The sequence below is a fragment of the Streptomyces sp. iso_384 genome, assembly GCF_056172905.1.
This window is the reverse complement of the sequence record NZ_JBWBTT010000001.1, coordinates 7154871-7178782: the sequence shown is the minus strand read 5'-3', so window position 1 is coordinate 7178782 and position 23912 is coordinate 7154871. Positions and strand designations below refer to the sequence as shown.

22 protein-coding genes are annotated in these 23912 nt (G+C 72.9%); 15 read left to right on the top strand and 7 right to left on the bottom strand.

What is annotated here, in order from left to right; genetic code table 11:
• Positions 1–163: 163 nt before the first annotated feature.
• Together AC0VY3_RS32235 and AC0VY3_RS32230 are read left to right on the top strand one after the other, a co-directional pair.
• On the top strand, positions 164–1546 hold the full coding sequence (locus AC0VY3_RS32235; RefSeq protein ID WP_475551209.1) for a transcriptional regulator: 1383 nt from the start codon (positions 164–166) through the stop codon (positions 1544–1546).
• Between the two features lie 200 nt (positions 1547–1746).
• Positions 1747–3372, top strand: a complete 1626-nt coding sequence (locus AC0VY3_RS32230; protein ID WP_475551208.1) for a hypothetical protein — start codon at positions 1747–1749, stop codon at positions 3370–3372.
• A gap of 43 nt (positions 3373–3415) precedes the next feature.
• Here the strand turns inward: AC0VY3_RS32230 and AC0VY3_RS32225 are convergent, their stop codons facing one another.
• Entirely contained in the window at positions 3416–4687 is a 1272-nt protein-coding gene (locus AC0VY3_RS32225) for an ABC transporter substrate-binding protein (RefSeq protein ID WP_103507915.1), read from the bottom strand.
• Positions 4688–4861: 174 nt separating this feature from the next.
• Between AC0VY3_RS32225 and AC0VY3_RS32220 the strand changes: the two genes are divergently transcribed.
• Both AC0VY3_RS32220 and purU read left to right on the top strand, forming a co-directional pair.
• Complete coding sequence (locus AC0VY3_RS32220; RefSeq protein WP_103507901.1) at positions 4862–5308, top strand: SCO4402 family protein; 447 nt, start codon at positions 4862–4864, stop codon at positions 5306–5308.
• Positions 5309–5336: 28 nt separating this feature from the next.
• A complete protein-coding gene (gene purU / locus AC0VY3_RS32215; protein ID WP_103507900.1) occupies positions 5337–6233 on the top strand; it encodes a formyltetrahydrofolate deformylase in 897 nt (298 codons plus the stop codon).
• Between the two features lie 43 nt (positions 6234–6276).
• On the opposite strand, the gene AC0VY3_RS32210 is transcribed toward purU, so the two are convergent.
• Both AC0VY3_RS32210 and AC0VY3_RS32205 read right to left on the bottom strand, forming a co-directional pair.
• Positions 6277–7647, bottom strand: a complete 1371-nt coding sequence (locus AC0VY3_RS32210; RefSeq protein WP_475551207.1) for a zf-HC2 domain-containing protein — start codon at positions 7645–7647, stop codon at positions 6277–6279.
• Positions 7644–8237 (bottom strand): RNA polymerase sigma factor, encoded by a 594-nt coding sequence (locus tag AC0VY3_RS32205; RefSeq protein ID WP_103507898.1) that lies wholly within the window; start codon positions 8235–8237, stop codon positions 7644–7646. The genes AC0VY3_RS32210 and AC0VY3_RS32205 overlap by 4 nt, the downstream gene beginning before the upstream one ends.
• A gap of 330 nt (positions 8238–8567) precedes the next feature.
• On the opposite strand from AC0VY3_RS32205, the gene AC0VY3_RS32200 reads away from it, so the two are divergent.
• Together AC0VY3_RS32200 and AC0VY3_RS32195 are read left to right on the top strand one after the other, a co-directional pair.
• Positions 8568–8942: an STAS domain-containing protein gene (locus AC0VY3_RS32200; RefSeq protein WP_030083270.1), complete on the top strand. Its 375-nt coding sequence runs from the start codon at positions 8568–8570 to the stop codon at positions 8940–8942.
• A gap of 84 nt (positions 8943–9026) precedes the next feature.
• Positions 9027–9548, top strand: coding sequence for an EF-hand domain-containing protein (locus AC0VY3_RS32195; RefSeq protein ID WP_103507897.1), 522 nt, complete (start codon positions 9027–9029; stop codon positions 9546–9548).
• A gap of 63 nt (positions 9549–9611) precedes the next feature.
• Here the strand turns inward: AC0VY3_RS32195 and AC0VY3_RS32190 are convergent, their stop codons facing one another.
• Positions 9612–11183 (bottom strand): class I adenylate-forming enzyme family protein, encoded by a 1572-nt coding sequence (locus AC0VY3_RS32190; protein WP_475551206.1) that lies wholly within the window; start codon positions 11181–11183, stop codon positions 9612–9614.
• A gap of 182 nt (positions 11184–11365) precedes the next feature.
• Here AC0VY3_RS32190 and AC0VY3_RS32185 point away from each other — a divergent pair, with 182 nt between their 5' ends.
• The 4 genes from AC0VY3_RS32185 (at position 11366) to AC0VY3_RS32170 (ending at position 15711) form a co-directional block, all read left to right on the top strand.
• The gene (locus tag AC0VY3_RS32185; RefSeq protein WP_475551205.1) at positions 11366–12565 is read left to right on the top strand and encodes an amidohydrolase family protein; all 1200 of its coding nucleotides are present in this window, start codon (positions 11366–11368) and stop codon (positions 12563–12565) included.
• 11 nt (positions 12566–12576) lie between these two features.
• Positions 12577–13734: an acyl-CoA dehydrogenase family protein gene (locus AC0VY3_RS32180; protein ID WP_475551204.1), complete on the top strand. Its 1158-nt coding sequence runs from the start codon at positions 12577–12579 to the stop codon at positions 13732–13734.
• Positions 13735–13741: 7 nt separating this feature from the next.
• On the top strand, positions 13742–14800 hold the full coding sequence (locus tag AC0VY3_RS32175; RefSeq protein ID WP_475551203.1) for an acyl-CoA dehydrogenase family protein: 1059 nt from the start codon (positions 13742–13744) through the stop codon (positions 14798–14800).
• A 407-nt stretch (positions 14801–15207) separates the two neighbouring features.
• Positions 15208–15711, top strand: coding sequence for an ATP-binding protein (locus tag AC0VY3_RS32170; RefSeq protein WP_475551202.1), 504 nt, complete (start codon positions 15208–15210; stop codon positions 15709–15711).
• Between the two features lie 34 nt (positions 15712–15745).
• Here AC0VY3_RS32170 and AC0VY3_RS32165 read toward each other — a convergent pair whose 3' ends face one another.
• Positions 15746–16672, bottom strand: a complete 927-nt coding sequence (locus AC0VY3_RS32165; protein WP_242741657.1) for a cyclase family protein — start codon at positions 16670–16672, stop codon at positions 15746–15748.
• Positions 16673–16756: 84 nt separating this feature from the next.
• Between AC0VY3_RS32165 and AC0VY3_RS32160 the strand changes: the two genes are divergently transcribed.
• The 3 genes from AC0VY3_RS32160 (at position 16757) to AC0VY3_RS32150 (ending at position 20014) form a co-directional block, all read left to right on the top strand.
• A complete protein-coding gene (locus tag AC0VY3_RS32160) occupies positions 16757–17734 on the top strand; it encodes an SDR family oxidoreductase (RefSeq protein WP_475551201.1) in 978 nt (325 codons plus the stop codon).
• Between the two features lie 109 nt (positions 17735–17843).
• On the top strand, positions 17844–18968 hold the full coding sequence (locus tag AC0VY3_RS32155) for an acyl-CoA dehydrogenase family protein (RefSeq protein ID WP_475551200.1): 1125 nt from the start codon (positions 17844–17846) through the stop codon (positions 18966–18968).
• Positions 18965–20014: a Zn-dependent alcohol dehydrogenase gene (locus AC0VY3_RS32150; protein ID WP_475551199.1), complete on the top strand. Its 1050-nt coding sequence runs from the start codon at positions 18965–18967 to the stop codon at positions 20012–20014. The genes AC0VY3_RS32155 and AC0VY3_RS32150 overlap by 4 nt, the downstream gene beginning before the upstream one ends.
• A 12-nt stretch (positions 20015–20026) precedes the next feature.
• On the opposite strand, the gene AC0VY3_RS32145 is transcribed toward AC0VY3_RS32150, so the two are convergent.
• Positions 20027–20650 carry an SRPBCC family protein gene (locus AC0VY3_RS32145; protein WP_475551198.1) on the bottom strand — a complete coding sequence of 208 codons (624 nt, stop codon included), beginning with the start codon at positions 20648–20650 and terminating at the stop codon, positions 20027–20029.
• A 138-nt stretch (positions 20651–20788) separates the two neighbouring features.
• On the opposite strand from AC0VY3_RS32145, the gene AC0VY3_RS32140 reads away from it, so the two are divergent.
• Entirely contained in the window at positions 20789–21442 is a 654-nt protein-coding gene (locus AC0VY3_RS32140) for a TetR/AcrR family transcriptional regulator (protein ID WP_242741652.1), read from the top strand.
• Positions 21443–21464: 22 nt separating this feature from the next.
• Here the strand turns inward: AC0VY3_RS32140 and AC0VY3_RS32135 are convergent, their stop codons facing one another.
• Positions 21465–22457: a GlxA family transcriptional regulator gene (locus AC0VY3_RS32135; RefSeq protein ID WP_475551770.1), complete on the bottom strand. Its 993-nt coding sequence runs from the start codon at positions 22455–22457 to the stop codon at positions 21465–21467.
• Between the two features lie 74 nt (positions 22458–22531).
• On the opposite strand from AC0VY3_RS32135, the gene AC0VY3_RS32130 reads away from it, so the two are divergent.
• A complete protein-coding gene (locus AC0VY3_RS32130) occupies positions 22532–23872 on the top strand; it encodes an MFS transporter (protein WP_475551197.1) in 1341 nt (446 codons plus the stop codon).
• Positions 23873–23912 lie beyond the last annotated feature (40 nt).

The window sequence follows — 23912 nt, the reverse complement described above, 5'->3', positions numbered from 1 at the left end:
CACCTCCAGGACCGCCGCCCGGGACCGCGCTCGGGCCCCCGCGACGGTGCAACGCGCCATGTCCGTACCGAATGCCGATGGAATATGCGCATTTCTTGTGTATGTGCCGGGCAGTGATCCCTTCCACCGATCACTGCACATAACCGATGTTTCAGGGGGACATATGGCTGCAAGGCCTCTCGTAGCCCGCCAGCCCAACGAACGGCTCCAGACGCTCATCCAGGAGGCGGCCTGTTCCAACGCGGGCCTCGCCCGCCGCGTGAACATGGTCGGGGCCGAGCGCGGTCTCGATCTGCGCTACGACAAGACCTCCGTGGCCCGTTGGCTGCGCGGACAGCAGCCCCGGGGCCGGGCCCCGGGGATCATCGCCGAGGCGCTGGGCCGCAAGCTCGGCCGTACGGTCACGATCGACGAGATCGGCATGGCCAACGGCAAGAACCTGGCCTCCGGCGTCGGCCTCCAGTACGCGCCGACCGTCGCCGGGGCCGTCGAGCAGGTCTGCGAGCTGTGGCGCAGCGACGTGGGCCGCCGCGATCTGCTCACCGGCTCGGCGGTCGCCGCGTCCGCGCTGGTCGAGCCCAGCCGGGACTGGCTGATCTCGGGCCCGGACGCACAGGTCGAGCGGGCGGCGGGGGCCCGGGTCGGGATGTCCGACGTCGAGGCGGTGCGGGCGATGACCGCCGCGCTGACCGACCTCGACCACCGGTTCGGCAGCGGCCATGTGCGGCCGGTGCTGGTGCACTACCTCAACAGCGTGGTCTCCGGGCTGCTCTCGGGGGCGTACCGCGAACAGGTGGGGCGGCAGCTGTTCGGCGCGGTGGCCCGGCTCACCGAACTCGCCGGCTACATGGCGGTCGACACCGGCCAGCCCGGTCTCGCCCAGCGCTACTACATCCAGGCGCTGCGGCTCGCCCAGGCGGCGGGCGACCGGGCGTACGGCGGCTATGTGCTCGCCGCCTCGATGAGCCATCTCGCCGCCCAGCTCGGCAACCCCCGTGAGATCGCCCAACTGGCCCGCGCCGCACAGGAAGGCGCGCGGGGCCAGGTCACCCCCCGCGCCCGGGCGATGTTCTACGCGGCGGAGGCCCGGGGCCACGCGCTGCTCGGGGACGCCCGGACCTGCGACGCGGTGGCGGGGCGGGCGGTCGCCGCGCTGGAGCAGGCGGGCCCGGACTCCGGCGACGACCCGGTCTGGATCGCGCACTTCGACACGGGCTACCTCGCGGACGAACTGGCCCACTGCCACCGGGACCTGGGGCAGCCGGAGCCGGCCGCCCGGCGGGCCAAGGAGGCGCTGGCCGCGCTGCCGGAGACCCGGGCCAGGCGCCGGGGCATCGCGTTGGTGCTGCTGGCCTCGGCCCAGGTGCAGCAGCGCGAGGTGGAGCGGGCGTGCCACACGGGGACCCGGGCGATGGAGCTGCTGTCGACGGTGCGCTCCAGCCGGGGCGCCGAATATCTCGACGACCTCCAGCAGCGGCTCACGCCCTTCGCCGAGGAGCCCGCGGTACGGGAGTTCGGCGAGCGGCTGGAGCTCCAGGCGGCCTGAGGTAAAGGACGTCGCCGACGCGGTCCGGGCCGTGTCCGCGGCGGTCCGGCCGCCCGGCCACCCTTGAACAGCGTCGTCGGGCCGCCGGATGTTACCCGCCCTGTGAAGGGGTCGTGAGGGGCACCACGCGCTTGGCGGAGGCGGGCGGCCACCCGATAGCGTGAGCCGACGATTCCGTAGGTTCACACGTAGGAGTCCCGGTGACGCAGAGCGGACAGGGCGGACAGGGCGGCGAGCACCAGCTCCCCGCCGCACGACCCGCGCACGAGGGTGTCGTGCTGCCTGCCGACGGCGGCGCCCCCTGGACCCCGGGTGCGCCCGCGGCCGGGCAGGGCGGACAGCAGGGCGAGCAGGGCGCGCCCGCGGGCGGTCAGCCGTGGGGCGGGCAGTGGGGGCCGCAGTCCGCCGGACCGCCGCAGCCGGACCAGCAGGCGCAGGCGCACTACGGCTACCCGCCGGCGCAGCCCCTGCCGACCGCGCAGCAGCAGCAGCAGTCGCCGGGCGCCCCGGAGACGTACCAGCAGCCCGGGGCGTACCAGCAGCCCCAGCAGTCGGGCGGCTACCTGCCGCAGCCGCAGCAGGCCCAGCAGCCCGGTGCGTATCAGCCGCAGCCGTACGGACAGCAGGAGCAGCCGCACCAGCAGTCCCAGCCGCCGCAGCAGGCCCCGCAGCAGCACCAGCCGCAGCCGTACGCGCAGCCGCTGCCGCCGGAGGCCGGTCCGGGCGGTCAGGCCGGTCCGGGTGTTCCCGGCGGTGACGCGGACGCCACGCAGTACATCGCGCCCATCCCGGGCGGCCCCGGCCCCGTGGCCCCCCAGCCGGGCGGCGGGGACGCCGACGCGACCCAGTACATACCCCCGGTGCCCGGAGGAGCCCCGTACGGGATCAGGCCGGGCGCGCCGGGGGACCGGCAGCCGCCCGCGGAGTTCGACAACCTGTTCCGTTCGGAGGAACCGGCGGGCGCCACCCAGCAGATGCCGCAGTTCGACGCGGGGCAGCAGCCCCCGCAGCCGTACCAGCAGCAGCCCCCGCCCCCGTACCAGCAGCAGGGCTACCAGCCCCAGCAGCAGCCCCAGGGCGGCGCGTTGCCGCCGCAGGCGCCCGGGGGCTACCAGTCCGGTCTCCAGGGCCTCCAGGGCCGCGCGGATCAGGCCGGGCCGCCACCGCAGCAGGACGGCGAGCCGCCGCGCCGGCGGGGCGCGCATGTGCCGCTGATCGCCGCGGTCGTCGTGGGCTGCGCCGTCATCGGGCTCGGCGCGGGCGCGCTGATGAGCGGCGGCGACGACTCCGGCAAGGACGACAAGCAGCCGGTCGCCGCGCAGAGTTCACCGGCCGAGGCCGAGCCCACCGCCAAGGCGGCGCCGGACCCGGCGAAGCCGCAGGCCGAGGCGTTGGACAAGCTGCTGGCCGACAGCAACAACAGCCGGGCCGCGGTGATCAGCGCGGTCGAGAAGATCAAGTCCTGCAAGGACCTGGACCGGGCCAACACCGACCTCAAGGGCGCCGCCCAGCAGCGCCGTGACATGGTGACCCGGCTCGAAGGCCTGACCGTCGACAAGCTTCCGCAGCACGCCGAGCTGACCGCCTCGCTGAACCGGGCGTGGAAGGCGTCGGCGGCCGCCGACGAGCACTACGCGACCTGGGCCCGGCAGGCCAAGAAGAACAAGTCCGTCTGCAAGGGCGGCCAGGCCCGGTCGACGAACGAGACGGCCAAGGCCAACCAGCAGAGCGGGGTGGCCACCCAGGCCAAGCGCGAGGCGTCCAAGCTGTGGAACGCCATCGCGGTGAAGTACGGCCTCACCGAGCACACCTACGTCGAGCTCTGAGCCCACACGACCTGACAGGCGTCCCGGAGGCCCACGACAGGCCCTAGCTGCGCGGGGCGTCCGTCAGGGCGTCGGCGACGTCCACGAAGCCCTTCTTCTGGGCGGTGAGTCGGCCCTCGCGGACCACCTGGAACGTCACCTTCGTGTTGACGATGCGCGGGTAGCCCAACGTGCCGACCAGGTCCTTGAAGCGCCAGCGGAGCGTCGGGGTCAGGCCGCCGGTGTCGACCTCGACGCCCCGGTTGAGGGCGGCCACGACCCGCCCCGACGTGACGTCCTCGTCGCCGAGCGCCCGGACGGCCGCCCGCAGTGCCGTGTACGCGATCCACGTCGTCTGCACGGCCGTGTCGTCCGGGTCGATGCGGTTGTCGCCGAAGGCGTACTTCTTGATCACCTTGCGCATCTCCGTCCAGCGCGCGTTCTTCGCGTCCGGGTACCAGCCGGTGACGTAGGCGCCTTCGAAGGGGCTGTTCGGGCCGCCCGTACGGTCGATGAGCGGCTGGTTGACGCTGCCCAGCACGGAGGAGATCCTGACCTGCTCACCGTCCGGCTCCAGGCGGCGGAAGGAGTCGAAGAACGTCTCCGTACGGGTACCGAGCACCGCCGTCACACAGCCCCCGTCGGACCGCTCCAGCGCCTGCGCGGCCTGCTCGTCGTAGGACGTGGCGTCCAGCGGGGCCAGGATGTCGGTGGAGGCGGGCCGGTCGGCGGCCATCAGCCCGTTGTTCAGGAGCGGCGGCATGCCGTCGCCGCCGATCGAGTCGGGGCGCACCAGCGAGACCCGCTTGCAGCTGTCGCCCAACTGCTGCCCGTGACCGGCCAGCAGCGCCGGCTGGCCGCCGTTGACGGGGTACGAGAGATAGCTGCTGAACTCCTCGATCGAGGCGCCGTAGCCGCCGATGTACGGGACGCCGCCCGCCTCCAGCGCGGGCATGAAGCTCTGCCCGTGGCGGCTGTACGAACCGACGACGGCCGCCACCTCCTTCTCGACCGCCTCCCGAGCGCACCGCTCGGCGCCGATCGGGGTGTCGGCCTCGTCGCAGACGACCACCCGCAGCTCGCGCCCGTCGATGCCGCCGGTGTCGTTGACCCAGCGGGCGTACGTCTGCGCCATCGCCGGCACCCCGGCCATCTTCACCGCGTTGATGTCCCCCGACCGGTCGGGCGCCCAGGTCATCACGGTGACGGGCTCCCTGGATCCCCCCGAGGCCCCAGGGAGCACACCGCAGCCGGACAGCAGTACCGCCCCCGCCGCCGCCGCGCTGATGACGCCCGGGAAGGGGCGGGGAAAGGTGGGGCGTCGCCGTCCGGTCATGAACCAGGACACTTCCGGGCCCCGGGTAACGGCGCGGTGTGCTGTTCTCAACGCACGGTGACGTCCGGGTGAATTACGGGGGCCTGTGCGGGGGCGGTGTGAAGGAACGTACGATCGAACACCGTGCAGCAAGGTTCGGAGAACTCTTCCCGTCGCGGCCGTCGCTCCTCCACCATGGGCGGCATGCCGCTCACTGACATGCCGTGGTGGCGCTGGCGCACCAACGTGCGCTCGGCGCTGCACATGCTCTCCGACCCCGTCTTCCACCACGAGTGCTGGCTCGCCGGCCGGGAAGGGTACGGGGACGTCACCGACGCCGTGTACCGCCTGGTCGAGGACACCTGGCTCGACAACTGGTCCGCCGAGAAATACGTCGGCACCATATTCAGGGACTCCGCCGAGGCCGCCGCCGTGGACGCCGCCGCCCTGCGGGTGCTGCGGATCATGCACCAGGTCGGCGCGGACGCCCCCGTCTCCGCCTATCTGGAGCACCACGGCTGGCCCGAGGCCGTCCGCGCGGCCCGCGAGGCCCACGTGATGCTCGCCACCAACGACGCGGAGGATCCGGACATACCGCCGCGTTCGCTGGACGTCATCCGCATCATGACCAGAGCGGCCTGACGCCGGGCGGGTGTGGCACCCTACGAGGATGACCGCGCAGCAGCCCGCCCTCTCCGCCACCTCGGACGCCGCCGCGACCGAGCAGTACGTCCTCACGCTCTCCTGCCCCGACAAACAGGGCATCGTGCACGCCGTGTCCAGCTATCTCTTCATGACCGGCTGCAACATCGAGGACAGCCAGCAGTTCGGGGACCACGACACGGGCCTGTTCTTCATGCGCGTCCACTTCTCGGCGGACGCCACCGTCACCGTGGACAAGCTGCGCGCCAGCTTCGCCGCGATCGGGGAGGCCTTCCGCATGGAGTGGCAGATCCACCGGTCCGCGGAGCGCATGCGGGTCGTGCTCATGGTCAGCAAGTTCGGCCACTGCCTGAACGACCTGCTGTTCCGCTCCCGTACCGGCGCGCTGCCGGTCGAGATCGCGGCCGTCGTCTCCAACCACACGGACTTCGCCGAGCTCGTCGCCTCGTACGGCATCCCCTTCCGGCACCTCCCGGTGACGAAGGACAACAAGCCGGAAGCCGAGGCGCGGCTGCTGGAGCTGGTCCGCGAGGAGGACGTCGAGCTGGTCGTCCTGGCCCGCTACATGCAGGTCCTCTCCGACGATCTGTGCAAGCAGCTGAGCGGCCGGATCATCAACATCCACCACTCCTTCCTGCCGAGCTTCAAGGGCGCCAAGCCCTACCACCAGGCGCACGCGCGCGGGGTGAAGCTGATCGGCGCGACCGCGCACTACGTCACCGCCGACCTCGACGAGGGCCCGATCATCGAGCAGGAGGTCGAGCGCGTCGGCCACGAGGTCACGCCGGACCAGCTGGTCGCCGTCGGCCGGGACGTGGAGTGCCAGGCGCTGGCGCGCGCGGTGAAGTGGCACGCGGAGCGGCGGATCCTGCTCAACGGCCGCCGTACGGTGATCTTCGCGTAGGACGGGCGGCCGCCCGCGGACGGCTGTGGCGTCGGAGCCGGCGTCAGAGCCTGCTGAGCGAGGCCGTCGCGAAGAGCACGTCGCGGATGGCCTCGCGGTCGCCCTCCTGGCCCGCGGCCGCTTCCACCGGCGAGATGTGGCCCGCGACGAGCCGGCACAGCTCCACCCCGTCCAGGGCCACCTGCGCCACCGCGCGGTCCGGGGAGCCGACGGCGGCCGGTGAGTCCAGCGCGATGTACCAGTCGCCCCCGCCGTGGCCCTCGATCTCCAGATGGAGCGAGCGGCCCGGCGCCCCGGCCGTGACGAGGTCCTTCGCCGGTGCGGCCAGCCCGGCGCGGCGGCGCCCCGCGAGGGCGGCCGGAAGCATCCGGGCCGCCAGGTCGATCATCCGGTGCAGATGGGCCGCCGACGGGTCCTGGTACGGGTAGTCGACGGCGTCGGCGATGTCCTCGCCGTGCACCCAGCACTCGAAGGCCCGCTCCAGCAGGGCGTCCTGGAGCGGCAGCGCGAAGGCCTCGTAGGAGACGGAGGTCTCGGCGACGTTCCGCCCGGCGAAGGACGCCGTACGGATCAGCTCGTGGCTCTGCGCCCGCCAGGGTTCGCGGACGGCCCGGGTGGGCGGCGGTCCGTCGGCCGACCAGTACGTCTCGGTGCGCTCGGTCGGGTCCAGGGGCACCTCGCCGCCGCCGAGCGGGTCGTCGAGGCCGAGCGCGGCGGACAGCAGCCCGTCGACCGCCAGCAGATGGCCGATCACCCCGGCGACCGTGGTCCGGCGGCTGACCGCGCGCTCCTCCTCGAACCACCGCAGGCGCACCGGCGCATGCCATTCGGAGTCGCCGATGTCGCGGAGCAGCGCGTCGAGCCGGGCGGTCTCGGCGTCGTACGGGGCGGCCCATTCCGGCACCGGGATCCTGGCCGGGCGGCGGCCCAGGCAGCCGTCGATCACCCGGGTGCGCAGCGTCGGATCGAGGTCCAGCGAGCCGTCGGTGTGCAGCAGCCCCACCGCGTCCCGCAGCCGCAGCGCCTCGTCCGCGCACGGGGCGCACTCGGTGAGGTGGTCCTCGACGGCGGCGGTCTCCTCCGCCGAGCACGCGGACAGCGCCCAGGCGCCGAGCAGGGCCTTGAGGACGCGGTGCGGGAGGACCGGGGCGGCGGAGGTCATGAGCGGCTCCGGGGCGTCCGTGTCAGAGGGCTCCGGCGCATCGTCCGGAACCGCCTGCCGCTCCGCCCCGGCCTGCTCCGGCACGGTCTCGGCGGAGGTGCTCCCGGAGGTGTTCGTGCCGGGCGGAGGCAGCGGAGGCAGCGGCACCGACTCCAGGTCGAGGTCGTCCGCCGCCCCGCGCGGCCCCGGTATCCGGCGAGCGCGGCGCACCTCCTCCTCGCTGCCCTCGCTCTCGCGTCCGTCGCCATTCACCGGACCCGTCCGTAACCGGGTGGCGAGGACCCTTCGAGCGGGCGGGCGTTCGCGGTGGACAGCAGTTGGAGGCCCAGCCGGAGCCGGCGGCGCGCCTCGTCCTCGGTGACCCCGAGATCGGCGGCGGTCTGCCGGTAGTCCCGGCGCTGGATGTACGCCAGCTCCAGGGCCTGCCGCAGCGGTGCGGGCATCGAGGAGACGATGTAGTCGGCGCGGGCGGCGGCCGTGGCGCTGCGCACCCGCCGCTCCAGCTCCTCCGGGTCGGGCGCCGTGCCCTCGCCGTGTTCCGCCTCGTGACGGGAGGTCGTGGCGCGGCGCAGCCGCTGGACGGACTGGCGGTGGGTGAGACGGGCCACCCAGGAGCGCATCGAGCCCTGCTTCGGGTCGTACGCCTCGGGGTTCTCCCAGACCTGGGCGAAGACCTCGCGGGTCACCAGGTCGGCGGCGTCCTCGTCGTCGAGCATCCGGTGCGCCTGGCTGTGGACGAGGGCCGCGAACCGGTCGTAGAGCTCGCCGAGCGCGGCCGCCTCGCCGCGGGCCAGCCGCTGCTGCATCCTGCGGTCCCAGCGGGGTGCCGTGTCCTTCGCCATGAACCCCCCAGCCCCCGGCCTGTCTGCCCAGCTCCGTGATCCACCCTGTGCCCGTGAGGACCGAATGTAGTCCGCCGGGTGTGCGACGCACGCGCCTTTGCGTCAACTCTCTTCCCGCGGCGCGTGGCCGACGACGGTAGTCGATTTTCGGCCCGAATGCCTCCCCGGCCGTTCTGATCAGCGGAAACGGGCCGAAGTGCGCCTTTCCACCGGAAACCTCCTGGGCTTGGATGGGTGCGTCGGTGTTTCATGGAGGTGCGGTTGGGCAGCCGCGAGGAGGAACGGAAACTTCCGGATTACCGGAAGCCCCGGAACGAGAGGTCCAGTCGCGTGACGCTGAAGGTGGACGAGGCGGAGCAGGGCTCCTGGACCGTGCTGCGCATGAGCGGCGAACTCGATCTGGTGACGTCACCCGTCGTGCGCCAGTCCGTCCACGAGGCGGTGGCGGAGGGGCAGCACGATGTGGTGCTCGATCTGTCCGAGGTGTTCTTCTGCGACTCCAGCGGCGTCGGTGTGCTGATCGCCTCGCGCCGGCTGATGAAGTCCTGCGGCGGCCGGTTGCGGCTGATCCTCCCGGCCCGGGGCGCGGAGGACGGTTCGCACGTCAACAAGGTGCTCGGCGCGCTCGGCGTGCGCCGGCTCTTCGACGTCTACCCGGACGCGCTGTCGGCCACCGACGAGGAGTGCAGGCCGCTCAGCGCCTGAATCCGCGGGCGCCGATGCGAGGTTGTCACACAGGAAGAGCCGCGCGGTGACACGTGAGCGCTCCGGGCGTCGTACGCTCCCCGCATGGACAGCGCAGAGTACGAGCGAAAGATCGCGCACCGCTTCGCCGCCTTCGACCAGGACGGCAACGGCTACATCGATCGCGCCGATTTCAACGCCGCAGCCGCCCGTCTGCTCGCCGAGTTCGGTACGACGGCCCGCTGCGACAAGGGGCAGGCCCTCTACACCGGGGCCGAGGCCTTCTGGCAGGGCATGGCGGGGATCGCCGATGTGGACGGGGACCAGCGGGTCACCCGTGAGGAGTTCGTGGGCGGGGCGGTGAAGCGGCTCCGGGACAATCCCGAGCGGTTCGCCGAGATCGCCCGGCCGTTCCTGCGGGCGGTCATCGCGGTCGCGGACGGCGGGAACGACGGCAGAGCGTCGGTGGCGGACGTGGAGCGGGCGCTCCGGGTCCTCGGCGCGAGCCCCGAGATCGCGGGCATCGCCGCCCAGAGCCTGGACACGGACCGGGACGGCCGGGTCGCCGAGAGCGATGTGGTGGCGGCGTTCGCCGTGTACTTCACGGTGATCGAGCCGGACGCGTAGTCGCTCCCGGCGTTACGGGGACGGCGTCACGGGGGCGGCGAGCCCGCCCCCGTAACGCCTCGCTCATCCGCCGAACCGTTCCCGCAGCTGGTACTTGAGCACCTTACGCAGCGTCTCGTTGCGGGGCAGCTCGTCCAGCAGCTCCAGTTGCTCGGGCACCTTGTGGACGGACAGACCCGCTCCCCGCAGGTGGGCCGAGAGCTCGGCAAGCGTCAACGGCGGCGCGCCGGACGGCTGTTCGACCACCGCGCAGACGCGTTCGCCGCGTTCCGGGTCGGGCAGGCCGATCACCGCCGCGTCGGCGACGGCCGGGTGGGTGTGGAGCAGATCCTCGATCTCCTTGGCGGAGATGTTCTCGCCCTTGCGGATGATGATGTCCTTCAGCCGCCCGGTGAGCGTGAGATGCCCGCTCTCCCGGACCCGGCCCAGGTCCCCGGTGATCAGGAACCCCTCGGCGTCGAAGGCCGCCGCGGAGGCCGCCGTGTCCAGATAGCCCCGGCAGACCGCCTCCCCGCGCAGCCGTACCTCGCCCTCCACGCCGTACGGCAGCGGCTTGCCGTGCTCGTCGGTGATCCGGATCTCCATGCCCTCCGGCGGCCGGCCCTCGGTCAGGGCCAGGTCCTCCGTGGTGTCGTCCGGGGCGCCCATGGTGATCATCGGGACCTCGGTCATGCCGTAGCCGTGGGTGAGCTGGACGCCCATCTCCCGGACCACCGCGTGGTAGACCTCCGGCGGCTTCGGTGCCCCGCCGCCCGCCAGCAGCCGGAGCGAGGGGACGAGCGGTGTGCTCGGGTCCTTGCGCTGCTCGGCCAGGAACATCGCGTAGAACGCCGTCGAGCCGCCCGCCACGGTCACCCCGTGACGCCGGTACTCCGCCAGCGCGTCCGGCAGCGCGAACTGCTCGAACAGCACCGCCGGGAACCCGTACAGCAGCAGCATCACCGTGTAGTCGGGCCCGGCGACATGGGCGTACGGGAACGCCATCGAGCCCACGTCGTCCGCGTCGAGCTTCAGCGCGTGGGCGAGGCAGGAGCCGCCCGCGATCAGGGAACGGTCCGTGTGCAGGACGCCCTTGGGGTCGGAGGTGGTGCCCGAGGTCCAGTAGATCCAGCGGACCTCCTCGCCACAGGCCGGTTCCGGCGGGGGCGGCAGCAGTGCCGGGTCGCCGTCGGGCAGGGCTTCGTACGCCTCGAAGACGCGCGGCGGGTCCGGGAGTCCGGCGGCGATCCGCTCGGCCATCGCGGTGTGGTCGAAGCCGCGCCACACCCCGGGCACGGCGAAGAACGCGGCCCCCGACTCGCGCAGCGCGAACCGCACTTCGCGGTCCCGGTGGAACGGGATGACCGGGGTCTGGACGGCCCCGAGCCGGGTCAGCGCGAAGGAGAGCAGGGCCGTCTCCAGCCGGGTCGGCAGCTGCCAGGCCACCACGCTGCCCGCCCGCACGCCCATGCCGTGCAGCCCGGCGGCCACCCGCTCCGCGCGGTCCCGCAGCTCGCCGAAGGTCAGGCTCCGGTCCTCCTGGAGCAGGACCGGGCGGTCCGGGGTGAGGGCGGCGCGGCGTTCGATCAGCTCCCAGAAGGTGCGCGAGGAGCCCAGGGCGTGGGCAGTCGCGGTCACGTCGTTCACGGCGGTCACGGGGATCCCTCCGAACTGACGGCCAGTCAGATATTGCGCAGAGCGTAGGGCTCCGCGCCTTGTCGGTCCAGGGGTGCGGAGCTAGCCTGAGTTCCGCAATCACATCTGACGGACCATCAGAAAGTGTCCGGGGCCTGGAGTTGGTCGGGCGCTCCGGGTGCGCGGAGGGGACGGCACACACCATGACGGACACGGAACTGCCTCGCATCGTCAGCGTCGACGACCATGTGATCGAGCCCGCGCACCTCTTCTTCACCTGGCTGCCCGCGAAGTACCGCGAGCGCGGCCCGCAGCCGCTCACGGCAGGCATCGGGGAGCTGGCCTACACGGGCGGCAAGTACGTCATCACGATGGACCCGGACGGGCCGCCCACCGACTGGTGGATCTACGAGGACCTGAAGTTCCCGTACAAGCGGAACATCGCCGCCGTCGGCTTCGACCGCGACGACATGACCCTGGAGGGCATCACCCGGGCCGAGATGCGCCCCGGCTGCTGGGACCCGGCCGAACGCCTCAAGGACATGGACCTCAACCACGTCGAGGCCTCCCTCTGCTTCCCGACCTTCCCGCGCTTCTGCGGGCAGACCTTCGCCGAGGCGCACGACAAGGAGGTCGCCCTCGCCTGTGTGCGCGCCTACAACGACTGGATGGTCGAGGAGTGGTGCGGCGACAGCGGCGGCCGGCTGATCCCGCTCTGCATCATCCCGCTCTGGGACATCGGCCTGGCCGTCGCCGAGGTCCGGCGGAACGCGGCCCGGGGCGTCCGCGCGGTCACCTTCTCCGAGATCCCCACCCACCTCGGCCTGCCGTCCATCCACACCGGCTACTGGGACCCGTTCTTCGCCGTCTGCCAGGAGACCGGCACGGTCGTCAACATGCACATCGGCTCCAGCTCCCAGATGCCCGCCGCATCCCCGGACGCACCCCCCGCCGTGCAGGCCTCGCTCTCCTTCAACAACGCGATGGCCTCGATGATGGACTTCCTCTTCAGCGGCGTGCTGGTGAAGTTCCCGACGCTCAAGCTGGCGTACAGCGAGGGCCAGATGGGGTGGATCCCGTACGCCCTGGAGCGCGCCGACGACGTCTGGGAGGAGCACCGGGCCTGGGGCGGGGTGCGCGATCTGATCCCCGAGCCGCCGTCCACGTACTACTACCGGCAGATGTTCTGCTGCTTCTTCCGCGACAAGCACGGCATCTCCGCACTGGACGTCGTCGGCCGCGACAACGCCACCTTCGAGACCGACTACCCGCACGTGGACTCGACCTTCCCGCACACCAAGGAGGTCGCCCTCGACCACGTCAAGGGACTGGACGCGGAGACCGTCCACAAACTGATGCGCGGAAACGCGATCCGGATGCTCGGCCTGGACCTGGACAAGTAGGCGGCGGACCGGTGGATCTCGCGTACACGGAGGCCGAGGAGGAGTTCCGGCGGCGGCTGCGGGAGTGGCTGGCCGGTGTCCTCCCCGGGCTGCCGCCGAAGCCCTCGCCGGAGGACTGGCCCGCGCGCCGGGCGTACGACACCACCTGGCAGCGGATGCTGTACGACGCCGGGTACGCGGGTCTGCACTGGCCGGCCGACGCGGGCGGGCGGGGCGCCACCCCGACCCAGCACCTGATCTATCTGGAGGAGACGGAGAAGGCCGGGGCGCCCTACGTCGGCGCGAACTTCGTCGGGCTGCTGCACGCCGGGCCGACGATCGCCGCCGAGGGCACGGCCGGGCAGCGGGCCCGCTGGCTGCCGCCGGTGCTGCGCGGCGACGCGATCTGGTGCCAGGGGTTCAGCGAACCGGACGCGGGCTCGGACCTGGCCGCGCTGCGGACGCGGGCCGTGCGCGACGGGGACGACTACGTGGTCAGCGGGCAGAAGATCTGGACCTCGCACGCCGAGGTGGCCGACTGGTGCGAGCTGCTGGTGCGGACGGACCCCGAAGCGCCGAAGCACCGGGGGATCAGCTGGCTGGCGATGCCGATGGACGCGCCCGGCATCACCGTCCGGCCGCTGCGCACGCTCGCCGGGTCCACGGAGTTCGCCGAGGTCTTCCTCGACGAGGTCCGGGTGCCGGTACGCAACCGGGTCGGGGCCGAGAACGACGGCTGGCGGGTCACCATGGTCACCCTCTCCTTCGAGCGCGGCACCGCCTTCGTCGGCGAGGTCGTCGCCTGCCGCCGCACCCTGGACGCCCTCGCGGACGCGGCCCGGCGGACGGGACGGTGGGACGACCCGGTGCTGCGCCGGCGCCTCGGCCGCCTGAACGCCGAGTTCCGGGCCCTGTGGCGGCTCACCCAGTGGAACGTGGCGGAGTCGGAGCGTACGGGCGGCGTTCCCGGCATCGGCGGCTCGGTCTTCAAACTGCGCTACTCCGGGGCCCGTCAGGAGCTGTACGAGGCGGCGGCGGAGGTGCTGGGCGCGGAGGACGCCTTCGACCTGGACCGGGAATGGGTGCTGGACCGGCTCTCCTCGCTCTCCTACACGATCGCCGCCGGCACCTCCCAGATCCAGCGGAACATCGTCGCCGAGCGCATCCTCGGCCTGCCGAAGGGGCGCTGAGGCCACCGTGGACTTCCAGCTCTCGGACGACCAGCGCGCCCTGCGGTCCGGCATGCGCGACCTGCTCGACGCGGTGTTCGACCGGGACCGGCTGCGGGCGGCGGTGGACCGGGGCGGTGCCCTGGACCGGACGCTGTGGCGGGAACTGGGTGCGGCCGGGTTCTTCGCGCTCCGGCTGCCGGAGGAGGCGGGCGGGGTGGGCCTCGGGCTGCCCGAGGCGGTGCTGCTCTTCGAGGAGGCGGGCCGGGCGCTGCTCCCGGGCCCGCTGGTCGCCACCCACCTCGCGGCGGGCCTGGTGAAGGGCGCCGCCGAGGGCGAGGCGGTGGTGACGGCGGTGGACGGGCGTCTGCCGGTGGCGCACCTGGCGGCGGCGGACGCGGTGCTGGTGGGGGCCGAGGCGCTCACCGGGGAGGCGCTGCGGGGCTTCGTGGCCGCCGCCCGGCCCGTACGGTCGACGGACCCGCTCACACCGCTGCACCGGGCGGCCGCGGCGGGAGCGGGAGCGGGATCAGCAGCGGCGGACGCGCCGGCCATGACGGAGCGCACGCTGATGGCGACGGACCGCACTCCGGCGTACGCGGGGCGGCTGCGGTACGAGGCCGCGCTGCTCACCGCCGCCGAACAGCTCGGCAGCGCCTCCCGGACCACCGAGGCGGCCGTTCAACACGCCGGGGACCGCGAGCAGTTCGGATCGCCCATCGGATCGTTCCAGGCGGTCAAACATCTCTGCGCCGACATGCTCGCCCGCACCGAACCGGCCCGCGCCGCCGTGTACGCGGCCGCCGTGACCGGCGATCCGCTGGAGATCGCGGCGGCCAAACTGCTCGCCGACGAGGCCGCCGTACGCAACGCCCGCGACTGTCTCCAGATCCACGGCGGCATGGGCTTCACCTGGGAGGCAGATGTTCACCTCCATCTGAAACGGGCCTGGCTCAGGTCCGCGGCCTGGCTCACCGGGGCCCGGGCGGAGGAGCTGCTCGCCGCCGCTCTGGGGGCCGCGCGGCCGCTTCCCGGCAGCTCGGCGGCGTACGGCCCGGGGGTCCCGGAAGCAGGGGGCGGAGGGTGACGCAACGCATCCGTGCCCTGCCGATACCGGCTCGTGTCCTTTGCGTGATTCGTCACCGGGTGGAGTCGGGGCCCGGCTCGGGTACGCTCCGTGGGATGCGAGTGGTTCTGGAACCGGGCGATCCGGGGGCGGCCTGTGCGGCGGCTCCGGTCCGGGGCGAGGGCGCTCGCCGGAGATGTGCCGGGCCTGCCCGAAGAGCGTTTCTCGCAGTCTCTGCGCGCTCCTGTTCGACTCCCCGCAGCGTGCGTCGCACAGTATGCACCACGCGTACTCCTTCGCGCTGGAATATGCCCGAAGCGCTTGTTGCGGTGACTGTACGTCAACCATGCTGTCGCGTAAGGGAATCACGTTCCGTGACCCTGAGGAGGCGCGAGGCGATGTGTCCGCCGGTTCGGATGGTGTGAGCGGTGCAGGTGCTTCAGGTTCAGCTGGAGGTCGGTCCGGATCCCGCAGAGGTGGGGCGGGCCCGTAGGTGGGCGCGGTCGCGCCTGGTCGGTTCCGGGATAGGGGATGACGAGCCGCTCGCCGAGACGCTCATCCTGCTGATCTCGGAGCTGGTCACCAACGCCGTCGTTCATACGGGCTGTCCCGCCGTGCTGCGGATGCTCTTCGGCGGGGCCGGGTCCTCAGGCGTGGCCGGGACCGTCCGGGTCGAGGTCGCGGACGCCAGCGACCGTCCGCCGCTCCAGCGGCACGCGGAGGGCGAGGACACCAACGGCCGGGGCCTGGAGCTGGTGGACGGCCTCGCGGACCGCTGGGGCTGGCTGCCGGAGGGCGCCGGGAAGCAGATCTGGTGCGAGGTCGACCGGAGTGGGCCGGTGCGGGGGGCGGAGCCGCCCACGGTGGTCGTCCGGGGCGGCGGCGAGGTGTGCGAACCGCCCTCGTGCGTCTTCACCGACCACATGGCCTGATACCCGCCCGGCCTGAACCGCCCGTCGCTCCGCGCTACAGGACCGCGACCGGGGCGACCGGCGAACCGGTGGCCCCGGCGAACGGCTCCGGTGCGGCGGTGAGGAGGAAGGCGTACCGGCCCTCCTCCGCACAGGCGGTGGACAGCGCCTCCAGGTTCCAGTTCTGGCCCTGGAGCAGGCCCATCTCGACCAGGTGCAGCGCGTGCACCGGCAGCCACAGGTCCTCGATCTCCGGCGGGAAGATCTCGAAGGTCAGGGTGTCGTTGGCGACCGCCGCCACGTCCCGGGCGTGGAACCACTCGGGCGTGCGCACCGAAAGCCCCGGCGACGGATAGCCGTACGCGTCCCGGTCCCCGGCCAGCGCGAGGCGCACCTGCCCCGTCCGTACGAGCACGACGTCCCCGGCCCGTACGGTCACGCCCCCGAACTCCTCCGCCGCCGCCAGGTCCTGTGGCGTCACGGCGTGGTCCCCGGGCAGCCGGTCCACGCCCCGGGCGCGGGCCACGTCCAGCAGGACCCCGCGCGAGACGAGGTGCTCCACGGTGGCGATCGAGGAGTGCCTGGCCCCGCCGTGGGCGGTGATCGTGTCCGCCGGGCGGCCGTTGTAGATCTTCCCGCTGTGCGAGACATGGGTCAGCGCGTCCCAGTGGGTGGCCGCCTGGAGCCCCATCGTGACGGCGTCGTCGCTGGTGGCGACCGTACCGGGGCCGAAGAGCTCCTGGTTGATCTGGACCATCGTGTGCAGCGGATTGATCCGGCCCGGGATGAGCCCGCTCTGCACCCCGTCCTGCCGGAGCGGCAGCGCGAGCGGTATCCGGCGGCCGGTGCGGACGGCTCCGACGGCCTCCCGTACGACGGCGTCGGTGATCAGGTTCAGCGTCCCGAGTTCGTCGGCCTCTCCCCAGCGGCCCCAGTTGTTGACGCGCTTGGCGATCTCGTGGAACTCGGCCGGCAGGGACATGGGGGCCTCCTGGGTCTTGTGCCGGAGCATCTGACTGCCCGTAAAATCTAACGGTCCGTCAGAAACCGCGGGAAGGGGCCGGGCATGGGGAACTTCTTGACAGGCAGGGTGGTCGCCGTGACCGGGGCCGGCCGGGGCATCGGGCGGGCGGTCGCGCTCGCCGCGGCGGCGGAGGGGGCGCGGGTCGTGGTCAACGACTACGGCGTCTCCGTCGAGGGCTCCGAACCGACCAGCGAGATCGCCCGGTCCGTCGTCAAGGAGATCGAGGCGGCGGGCGGCGAGGCGGTCGCGGTGGCCGACGACATCTCCACGATGACGGGCGGGCAGCGGATCGTGGACACCGCGCTGGCGGAGTACGGGCGGCTCGACGGGGTGGTCTGCGTGGCCGGGATCCTCCGTGAGCGGATGCTGTTCAACATGTCCGAGGAGGAGTGGGACCCGGTCCTGGCCACCCATCTCAAGGGCACGTTCACGGTCTTCCGGGCCGCGTCGGCGGTGATGCGGAAGCAGGAGGGCGGCGGCACGCTGATCGGCTTCACCAGCGGCAACCACCAGGGCAGCGTCTCGCAGGCCAACTACAGCGCGGCGAAGGGCGGGATCATCTCGCTGGTCCGCAGCGCGGCGCTCGGCCTGCACAGGTACGGCGTCACGGCGAACGCGGTCGCGCCCGTCGCCCGGACCCGGATGTCGGCCGGCGTACCGATGGAGCTGAAGGAGATCGGGGAGCCGGAGGACGTGGCGGCGCTGGTCGTCTACCTGCTGAGCGAGCGGGCGCGGGCCGAGGGGATCACCGGGCAGGTCTACACGATCGCGGGCCCGAAGATCGCGGTCTGGGCCCAGCCGAGGGAGTTGCGGGCGGCGTACGCGGAGGGGGCGGCCTGGACCCCGGAGCGGATCGCGGACTTCCTTCCGGGGACGGTGGGGGTGGATCCGATGCCGATGCTGGCGCGGGTGGCGGAGATGGCGGCAGCGGCGAAGTCGGGCGACCGGCCGAACGCCTTCAGCCCCTCCGGCGTGCCCGCGCGGGACGTCCGGGGCGATTCCAGCCCCTCCGGCGATTGAGGAGCGGGGGTCTGGGGGCGGAGGCCTCGGGGCGCTGCCCCGGATCCCGCTCCTCAATCGCCGGAGGGGCTCGATACGGGGCGCCGCCCCGAAGCGGCAGGAGGAACCCATGGACTTCCGTACCGAGGTGCGCACCTGGCTGGCGAACCGCCTCGCCGACACCCCCGACCCCCACCCCCGCGCGTGGGAACGCGCGTTGGGGAAGGCCGGCTGGATCGGGATCGGCTGGCCCGGCGCGGACGGCGAGACGTACGGCAACCGCCGCGCCACCCTCCCCGAACAGGTCGTCTGGGCCGAGGAGTACGCCCGCTCCGGAGCCCCCGCACGGATGGGCCACATCGGCGAGAACCTCCTCGCGCCGACCCTCATCACCTACGGCACCGCGGAGCAGAAGCACCGACATCTGCCCGCCGTCGCCCGGGGCGAGACCCTCTGGTGCCAGGGGTACAGCGAACCGGGCGCGGGCTCCGACCTCGCCGGGATACGGACCACGGCCACCCCGGACGGCACCGGCGGCTACACCGTGACCGGCCAGAAGATCTGGACCTCGCTCGCCCTGGACGCCGACTGGTGCTTCGTCCTCGCCCGCACCGACCCCGGCTCCACCCGCCACCACGGGCTGTCGTTCCTGCTGGTGGAGATGGACCAGCCGGGGCGGATCGAGGTACGGCCGATCCGGCAGCTGACCGGCACCAGCGAGTTCAACGAGGTCTTCCTCGACGGGGCGCGGGCCACCGAGGCCGTCGGCGGCGAGGGCAACGGCTGGCGGGTCGCCATGGGCCTCCTCGCCCTGGAGCGCGGGGTCTCCACCCTCGCCCAGCAGGTCGGGTTCGCCGCGGAGCTGGAGAAGGTGGTCGCCGCCGCCGTGGCGAGCGGGGCCGCCGAGGACCCGGTCATCAGGGCCCGGCTCGTCCGCCAGTGGGCCGAGCTGGACACCATGCGCCGCCACGCCCTGCGCACCCTCGGCACCACCGGCGACCCGGGCGCGCCCAGCGTCGCGAAGCTGCTGTGGGGCGGCTGGCACCAGCGGCTGGGGGAGCTGGCGGTGGAGGTCGCCGGGGAGGCGGGGGCCGTCGGACCGGAGCCCTGGACGGCGCGGAGACCGTACGAACTCAACCCCGCACAGCACCTGTTCCTCTTCAGCCGGGCCGACACCATCTACGGCGGCTCCGACGAGATCCAGCGGAACATCATCGCCGAGCGGGTGCTCGGCCTACCGAGGGAGCCGAGATGAGAGGCGTCGTCTTCGACGGCACACGGACCGAGGTCGTCGACGACCTGGAGATACGCGACCCGGGCCCCGGCGAGGTGCTGGTGACGGTCGCCGCCGCCGGGCTCTGCCACAGCGATCTGTCGGTGATCGACGGCACCATCCCCTTCCCGGTGCCCGTCGTGCTCGGCCACGAGGGTGCGGGCGTGGTGGAGGCGGTCGGGCCCGGCGTCGGCCACGTACGGCCCGGTGATCACGTCGCGCTGTCCACCCTCGCCAACTGCGGGGCCTGCGCCCAGTGCGACCGGGGCAGGCCGACCATGTGCCGCAAGGCGATCGGCCGGCCCGGGCGGCCGTTCTCGCGGGGCGGGAAGCCGGTGTTCCAGTTCGCCTCCAATTCCGCTTTCGCCGAACGTACGGTGGTGCGCGCCGTCCAGGCGGTCAGGATCCCGGCCGACCTGCCCCTCACCTCCGCCGCTCTGATCGGCTGCGGGGTGCTCACCGGCGTCGGGGCGGTCCTCAACCGGGCGAAGGTCGACCGGGGCGACAGTGTGGTGGTCATCGGCACCGGCGGCATCGGCCTCAATGTGCTCCAGGGGGCCCGGCTGGCCGGTGCGCTCATCGTCGTCGCCGTCGACAGCAACCCGGCGAAGGAGTCGGTGGCCCGGCGGTTCGGCGCCACGCACTTCCTGACCGGTGCCGAGGGCGTGCGCGACATCCTGCCCGACGGGGCCGACCACGCCTTCGAGTGTGTCGGCCGCACCGAGCTGATCCGCCAGGCGATCGACCTCCTCGACCGGCACGGGCAGGCCGTGCTCCTGGGCGTGCCGGCGGCGAGCGCCGAGGCGTCGTTCCTGGTCTCCTCGATGTACCTGGACAAGTCGATCCTCGGCTGCCGTTACGGCTCCTCGCGGCCGCAGCGCGACATCGCCCTGTACGCGGACCTCTACCGGGAGGGCCGGCTGCTGCTGGACGAGCTGGTGACGGAGACGTATCCGGTGGAGGACTTCGCCAAGGCGGCCGACGACGCGCACCACGGGCGGGTGGCCCGGGGGGTGCTGGTCTTCTGACCGGTCATTGGGTCAGCACGGCCGGGCCTCGGCGGCGGTCTTCAGCTCGGCGAGCCAGGCTTCGAGGCCCTGCTTCAGGATCTCGGTGGCGTAGGGGGCGTTCGCGTCGACCTGTTCGCCGGTGTGGGTCTCCTCGGTACGGACGAGGACGCCGCCCCGGACCCGGGTGAACGTCCACACGTGTACGCCGTCGATGTGCAGCCCCTCGCCGACGGCCGGGCCGGTCCAGCGGATGCAGGAGCCGCGCTTCAGCTGTTCGACGGTGGAGGTGATGTCCAGGCTGGTGGCGGGGATCGCCGGGCTGGGCGGGACCGGGGTCGTCCACCGGAACGCCGAACCCGGGCGGAAAGGCCCGTGGTCGAGGCGGTCCATGCTCGTGACATGGGTCTGCCAGTGCGGCCAGCGCTCCACCTCGGTCTGGAGCTTCCACACGGTGCTCGGCGGCGCGTCGATCACGGTCTCGGTCCGGGCGCGGACCAGGGAGTAGGGGTCGACGCCCTTGCCCTGGCAGGTGAGGGACGGGGCCGGGCGCGCGGTGGCGGCCCCGGCGGGCGCGGCGGCGGCGCCGAGGAGCCCGGCGGCGGCGAGCGGGAGGACGAGCAGGGCAGCGGCGGCGGTGGTGCGGGTCCGGGTCATCAGGGCTCCGTTTGTTAGTTCCTCATGTGGTCGTTAGGAGTTGTAACTCCGCGCGGATCGAGGGGTCAAGGGGTTGCGTGATATCTTCTAACGGAAACTTGAGTGAGTAGCTGACGTGGTGACGGAAGGCGGCACCCCATGGCGAAGTCCGACGCCGCGACCCCCCGGGAGCGCTACCGCGCCCAGGTCCGTACGGAGATCAAGCAGCACGCGTGGGAGCAGATCGCCACGGCCGGGGCGTCCGCGCTCTCGCTCAACGCGATCGCCAAGCGGATGGGGGTCAGCGGGCCCGCGCTCTACCGCTACTACGCGGGGCGCGACGAGCTGATCACCGAGCTCATCCGGGACGCGTACCGCAGCCTCGCCGACGCCGTCCACGCGGCGGCCGGCACCGGCGCCGACCTGGCCGGACTCGCGCACGTCCTGCGCGACTGGGCGCTGGCGGACCCGCAGCGGTACTTCCTCGTCTACGGCACCCCCGTCCCCGGCTACCACGCGCCCGAGGAGATCACCGGCATCTCGCAGGAGATCATGGCCGACCTGCTGACCGCCTGCGCGGCCCTCGAACCGGACGCGCCCGCCACCCCGTTCGCCGCCCATCTGGCCGGCCACCGCGACTGGGCCGGTGACCACCCCGCCCCGCCCGAGGCGCTGCACCGGGCCCTCGCCTTCTGGACCCGGCTGCACGGTGTGCTGTCCCTGGAGCTGGCCGGTCACTTCACCGGCATGGCCTTCGACCCCGCCCGGCTCTTCCAGGCCGAACTGGACGACCTGGTGGCGAGGCGCGGCTGAGGCCGGAGCCTCGGGAGGGGCCTCAGGAAACGCTGTCCGCCGCGGACCGGAACGTACGCCGGTAGACCGTCGGCGGCACGCCCAGGGCCGACTGGAGGTGCTGGCGCAGCGAGGTCGCCGTGCCGAAGCCCGCGTCCCGGGCCACCTGGTCGATCGACAGGTCCGTCGACTCCAGCAGATGGCGGGCCCGCTCCACCCGCTGCTGGGTGAGCCACTGGCCGGGGCTGATCCCGACCTCCTCGCGGAAGCGGCGCGTGAACGTCCGTACGCTCATCGCCTCCTGCTCCGCCATGTCCCGCAGCAGGATCGGCCGCTCCAGCCGGGCCAGCGCCCAGGCCCGGGCGCCGGTCGTGGTCGCGAACTGCGGCTCGGGAACGGGCCGGTGGATGTACTGCGCCTGCCCGCCGTCCCGGTGCGGGGGCACGACCGTGCGGCGGGCGATCTCGTTGGCCACGGCCGTGCCGTGGTCGCGCCGCACCAGATGCAGGCAGAGGTCGATCCCGGCGGCGACCCCGGCGGAGGTGAGGACGTCGCCGTCGTCGATGAACAGGACGTCCGGGTCGACGCGGACCTGCGGGAACGTCCGCTGGAAGTGGTCTGCGGACGACCAGTGCGTGGTGGCGGGGCGGCCGTCGAGAAAGCCGGCCGCCGCCAGGACGTAACTGCCGGTGCAGATGGAGACCATCCGGGTGCCGGGCCGGACCAGGGCGAGCGCGGCGACCAGCTCCTCGGTGAGCCTGCCCTCCTCGAAGACCGGGCCCAGTTCGTAGGAGGCGGGGACGACGACCGTGTCGGCGGTGGCGAGCGCCTCCGGGCCGTGCTCCACGAGGACGGAGAAGTCGGCGTCGGTCCGGACCGGGCCCGGCGGCCGGACCGAGCAGGTCACCACGTCGTACAGCTTCCGGCCCGGGGAGCCCGCCTCCGTGCCGATGCTGCGGCCGAAGATCCGCTGCGGAATGCCCAGTTCGAAGGGGAGCAGCCCGTCGAGGGCCAGGACGACGACGCGGTGCGGCACGACGGCCTCCTCGAAGATCACAGGGGAATCCAGTAGCTGGTATAGACCACGAGCTGATACAGGTTAGCGACGTGATGGAGAAGCCGACAGGGCGCGCGTCCATTCCCGACGCCGCGCGCGACACCCGTACGTCCCCGGACACGGACCTGGACCCGAATCCGGACCGGGGCCCGAGCCTGAGCCCGGTCCTGCTCGATGGCGGCGGGTCCACCCGGCCCGCAGGGCTCTGGAACCGTAACTTCCGCTACTTCTTCGTGGCCCGTACGGTCGCGCTCTTCGGCGACGGCATGATCCCGGTGGCCCTGACCGCCGGCCTGCTGGGCGCGGGGCGGCCCGCCTCGTCGGTCGGCTTCGCGCTCGCCGCCTGGATGGGGCCGCTGGCGGTGTTCGTCCTGTTCGGCGGGGTCCTCGCCGACCGCTTCACGCCACGCCGCATGATGATCATCGCCGATGTGCTGCGGCTGATCGGCGCCTCCGTGCTGGCCGTGGCCTTCGCGACCGGCAACCCGCCGCTGTGGGCGGTGTACGTCCTCAGCTCGGTGGCCGGCGTCGGCGCGGCGCTCTTCCAGCCCGGGGTCGCCTCGACCGTGCCGCGCGTCTCCACCGACGTCCAGCGCGCCAACGCCGTCCTGCGGGTCGCCGAGGCGCTGATGACCATGGCCGGGCCCGCCTTCGCCGGGGCGCTCGTCGGCCTCGCCAGCGCCGGGGCCGTCTACGCGGCCAACGCGGCGACCTTCGCGGTCTCCGGCGTCTGCCTCTTCCTGATGCGGCTGGCCCCGGCCCCGCACGACGACGCGGCACGCGGCACGTTCACCGCCGAACTGGTCGACGGATGGCGGGAGTTCCGGGCCCGGTCCTGGCTGTGGGGCGTCATCGCGGTCTGGACGGTGTACGGCTTCGCGGTCCTGGGCCCGATGCTCCCGCTGACCGCCGTCCTGGTCACCGAGGCGCACGGCTCGGGGGCGTACGGAATGCTGATGGCGGTGAACGGTGCGGGCAGCGTCGTCGGCGGGCTCCTCGCCCTGCGGCTGCGCCCGTCGCACCCGCTGGCGGCGGGCGCGGTGGCGCTGCCGCTGGTGGCGGTGAGCCTGCTGGTGCTGGCGCTCGGGATGCCGGTGCCGGTGCTGGCGGCGGGGCAACTGCTGGCCGGCGGGGCAGCCGCGTTCTGGCTGGTGATGTGGTCCACGACGGTCCAGACGCACGTTCCGCCGCAGGCCCTGAACCGGCTGCACGCCTACGATGTGGCTGGCTCGCTCCTGATGGTCGCGGCGGGCCGCGCGCTGGCGGGCCCGGTGGCCGAGGCGGTCGGGGCGCCGGAACTGCTGGTGGCGGCGGCCGTGATCAACATGGGGGTGGTGGCGGTGCTGCTGGTGGCCCGGCCGATCCGGCAGCTGAAGCGGATCGGGCACGCATGAGGCGCTCGACACGGTCACCCACGACGCCCGCGGCTATGCC

What these genes read in the sequence shown, in the direction of transcription:
- AC0VY3_RS32235 (WP_475551209.1), top strand. Translation starts at nt 164, where the DNA reads ATGGCTGCAAGGCCTCTCGTAGCCCGCCAGCCCAACGAACGGCTCCAG.
- AC0VY3_RS32225 (WP_103507915.1), bottom strand. Translation starts at nt 4,687, where the DNA reads ATGACCGGACGGCGACGCCCCACCTTTCCCCGCCCCTTCCCGGGCGTC.
- AC0VY3_RS32220 (WP_103507901.1), top strand. Translation starts at nt 4,862, where the DNA reads ATGGGCGGCATGCCGCTCACTGACATGCCGTGGTGGCGCTGGCGCACC.
- purU (WP_103507900.1), top strand. Translation starts at nt 5,337, where the DNA reads ATGACCGCGCAGCAGCCCGCCCTCTCCGCCACCTCGGACGCCGCCGCG.
- AC0VY3_RS32205 (WP_103507898.1), bottom strand. Translation starts at nt 8,237, where the DNA reads ATGGCGAAGGACACGGCACCCCGCTGGGACCGCAGGATGCAGCAGCGG.
- AC0VY3_RS32195 (WP_103507897.1), top strand. Translation starts at nt 9,027, where the DNA reads ATGGACAGCGCAGAGTACGAGCGAAAGATCGCGCACCGCTTCGCCGCC.
- AC0VY3_RS32185 (WP_475551205.1), top strand. Translation starts at nt 11,366, where the DNA reads ATGACGGACACGGAACTGCCTCGCATCGTCAGCGTCGACGACCATGTG.
- AC0VY3_RS32165 (WP_242741657.1), bottom strand. Translation starts at nt 16,672, where the DNA reads ATGTCCCTGCCGGCCGAGTTCCACGAGATCGCCAAGCGCGTCAACAAC.
- AC0VY3_RS32160 (WP_475551201.1), top strand. Translation starts at nt 16,757, where the DNA reads ATGGGGAACTTCTTGACAGGCAGGGTGGTCGCCGTGACCGGGGCCGGC.
- AC0VY3_RS32155 (WP_475551200.1), top strand. Translation starts at nt 17,844, where the DNA reads ATGGACTTCCGTACCGAGGTGCGCACCTGGCTGGCGAACCGCCTCGCC.
- AC0VY3_RS32150 (WP_475551199.1), top strand. Translation starts at nt 18,965, where the DNA reads ATGAGAGGCGTCGTCTTCGACGGCACACGGACCGAGGTCGTCGACGAC.
- AC0VY3_RS32145 (WP_475551198.1), bottom strand. Translation starts at nt 20,650, where the DNA reads ATGACCCGGACCCGCACCACCGCCGCCGCTGCCCTGCTCGTCCTCCCG.
- AC0VY3_RS32140 (WP_242741652.1), top strand. Translation starts at nt 20,789, where the DNA reads ATGGCGAAGTCCGACGCCGCGACCCCCCGGGAGCGCTACCGCGCCCAG.
- AC0VY3_RS32130 (WP_475551197.1), top strand. Translation starts at nt 22,532, where the DNA reads ATGGAGAAGCCGACAGGGCGCGCGTCCATTCCCGACGCCGCGCGCGAC.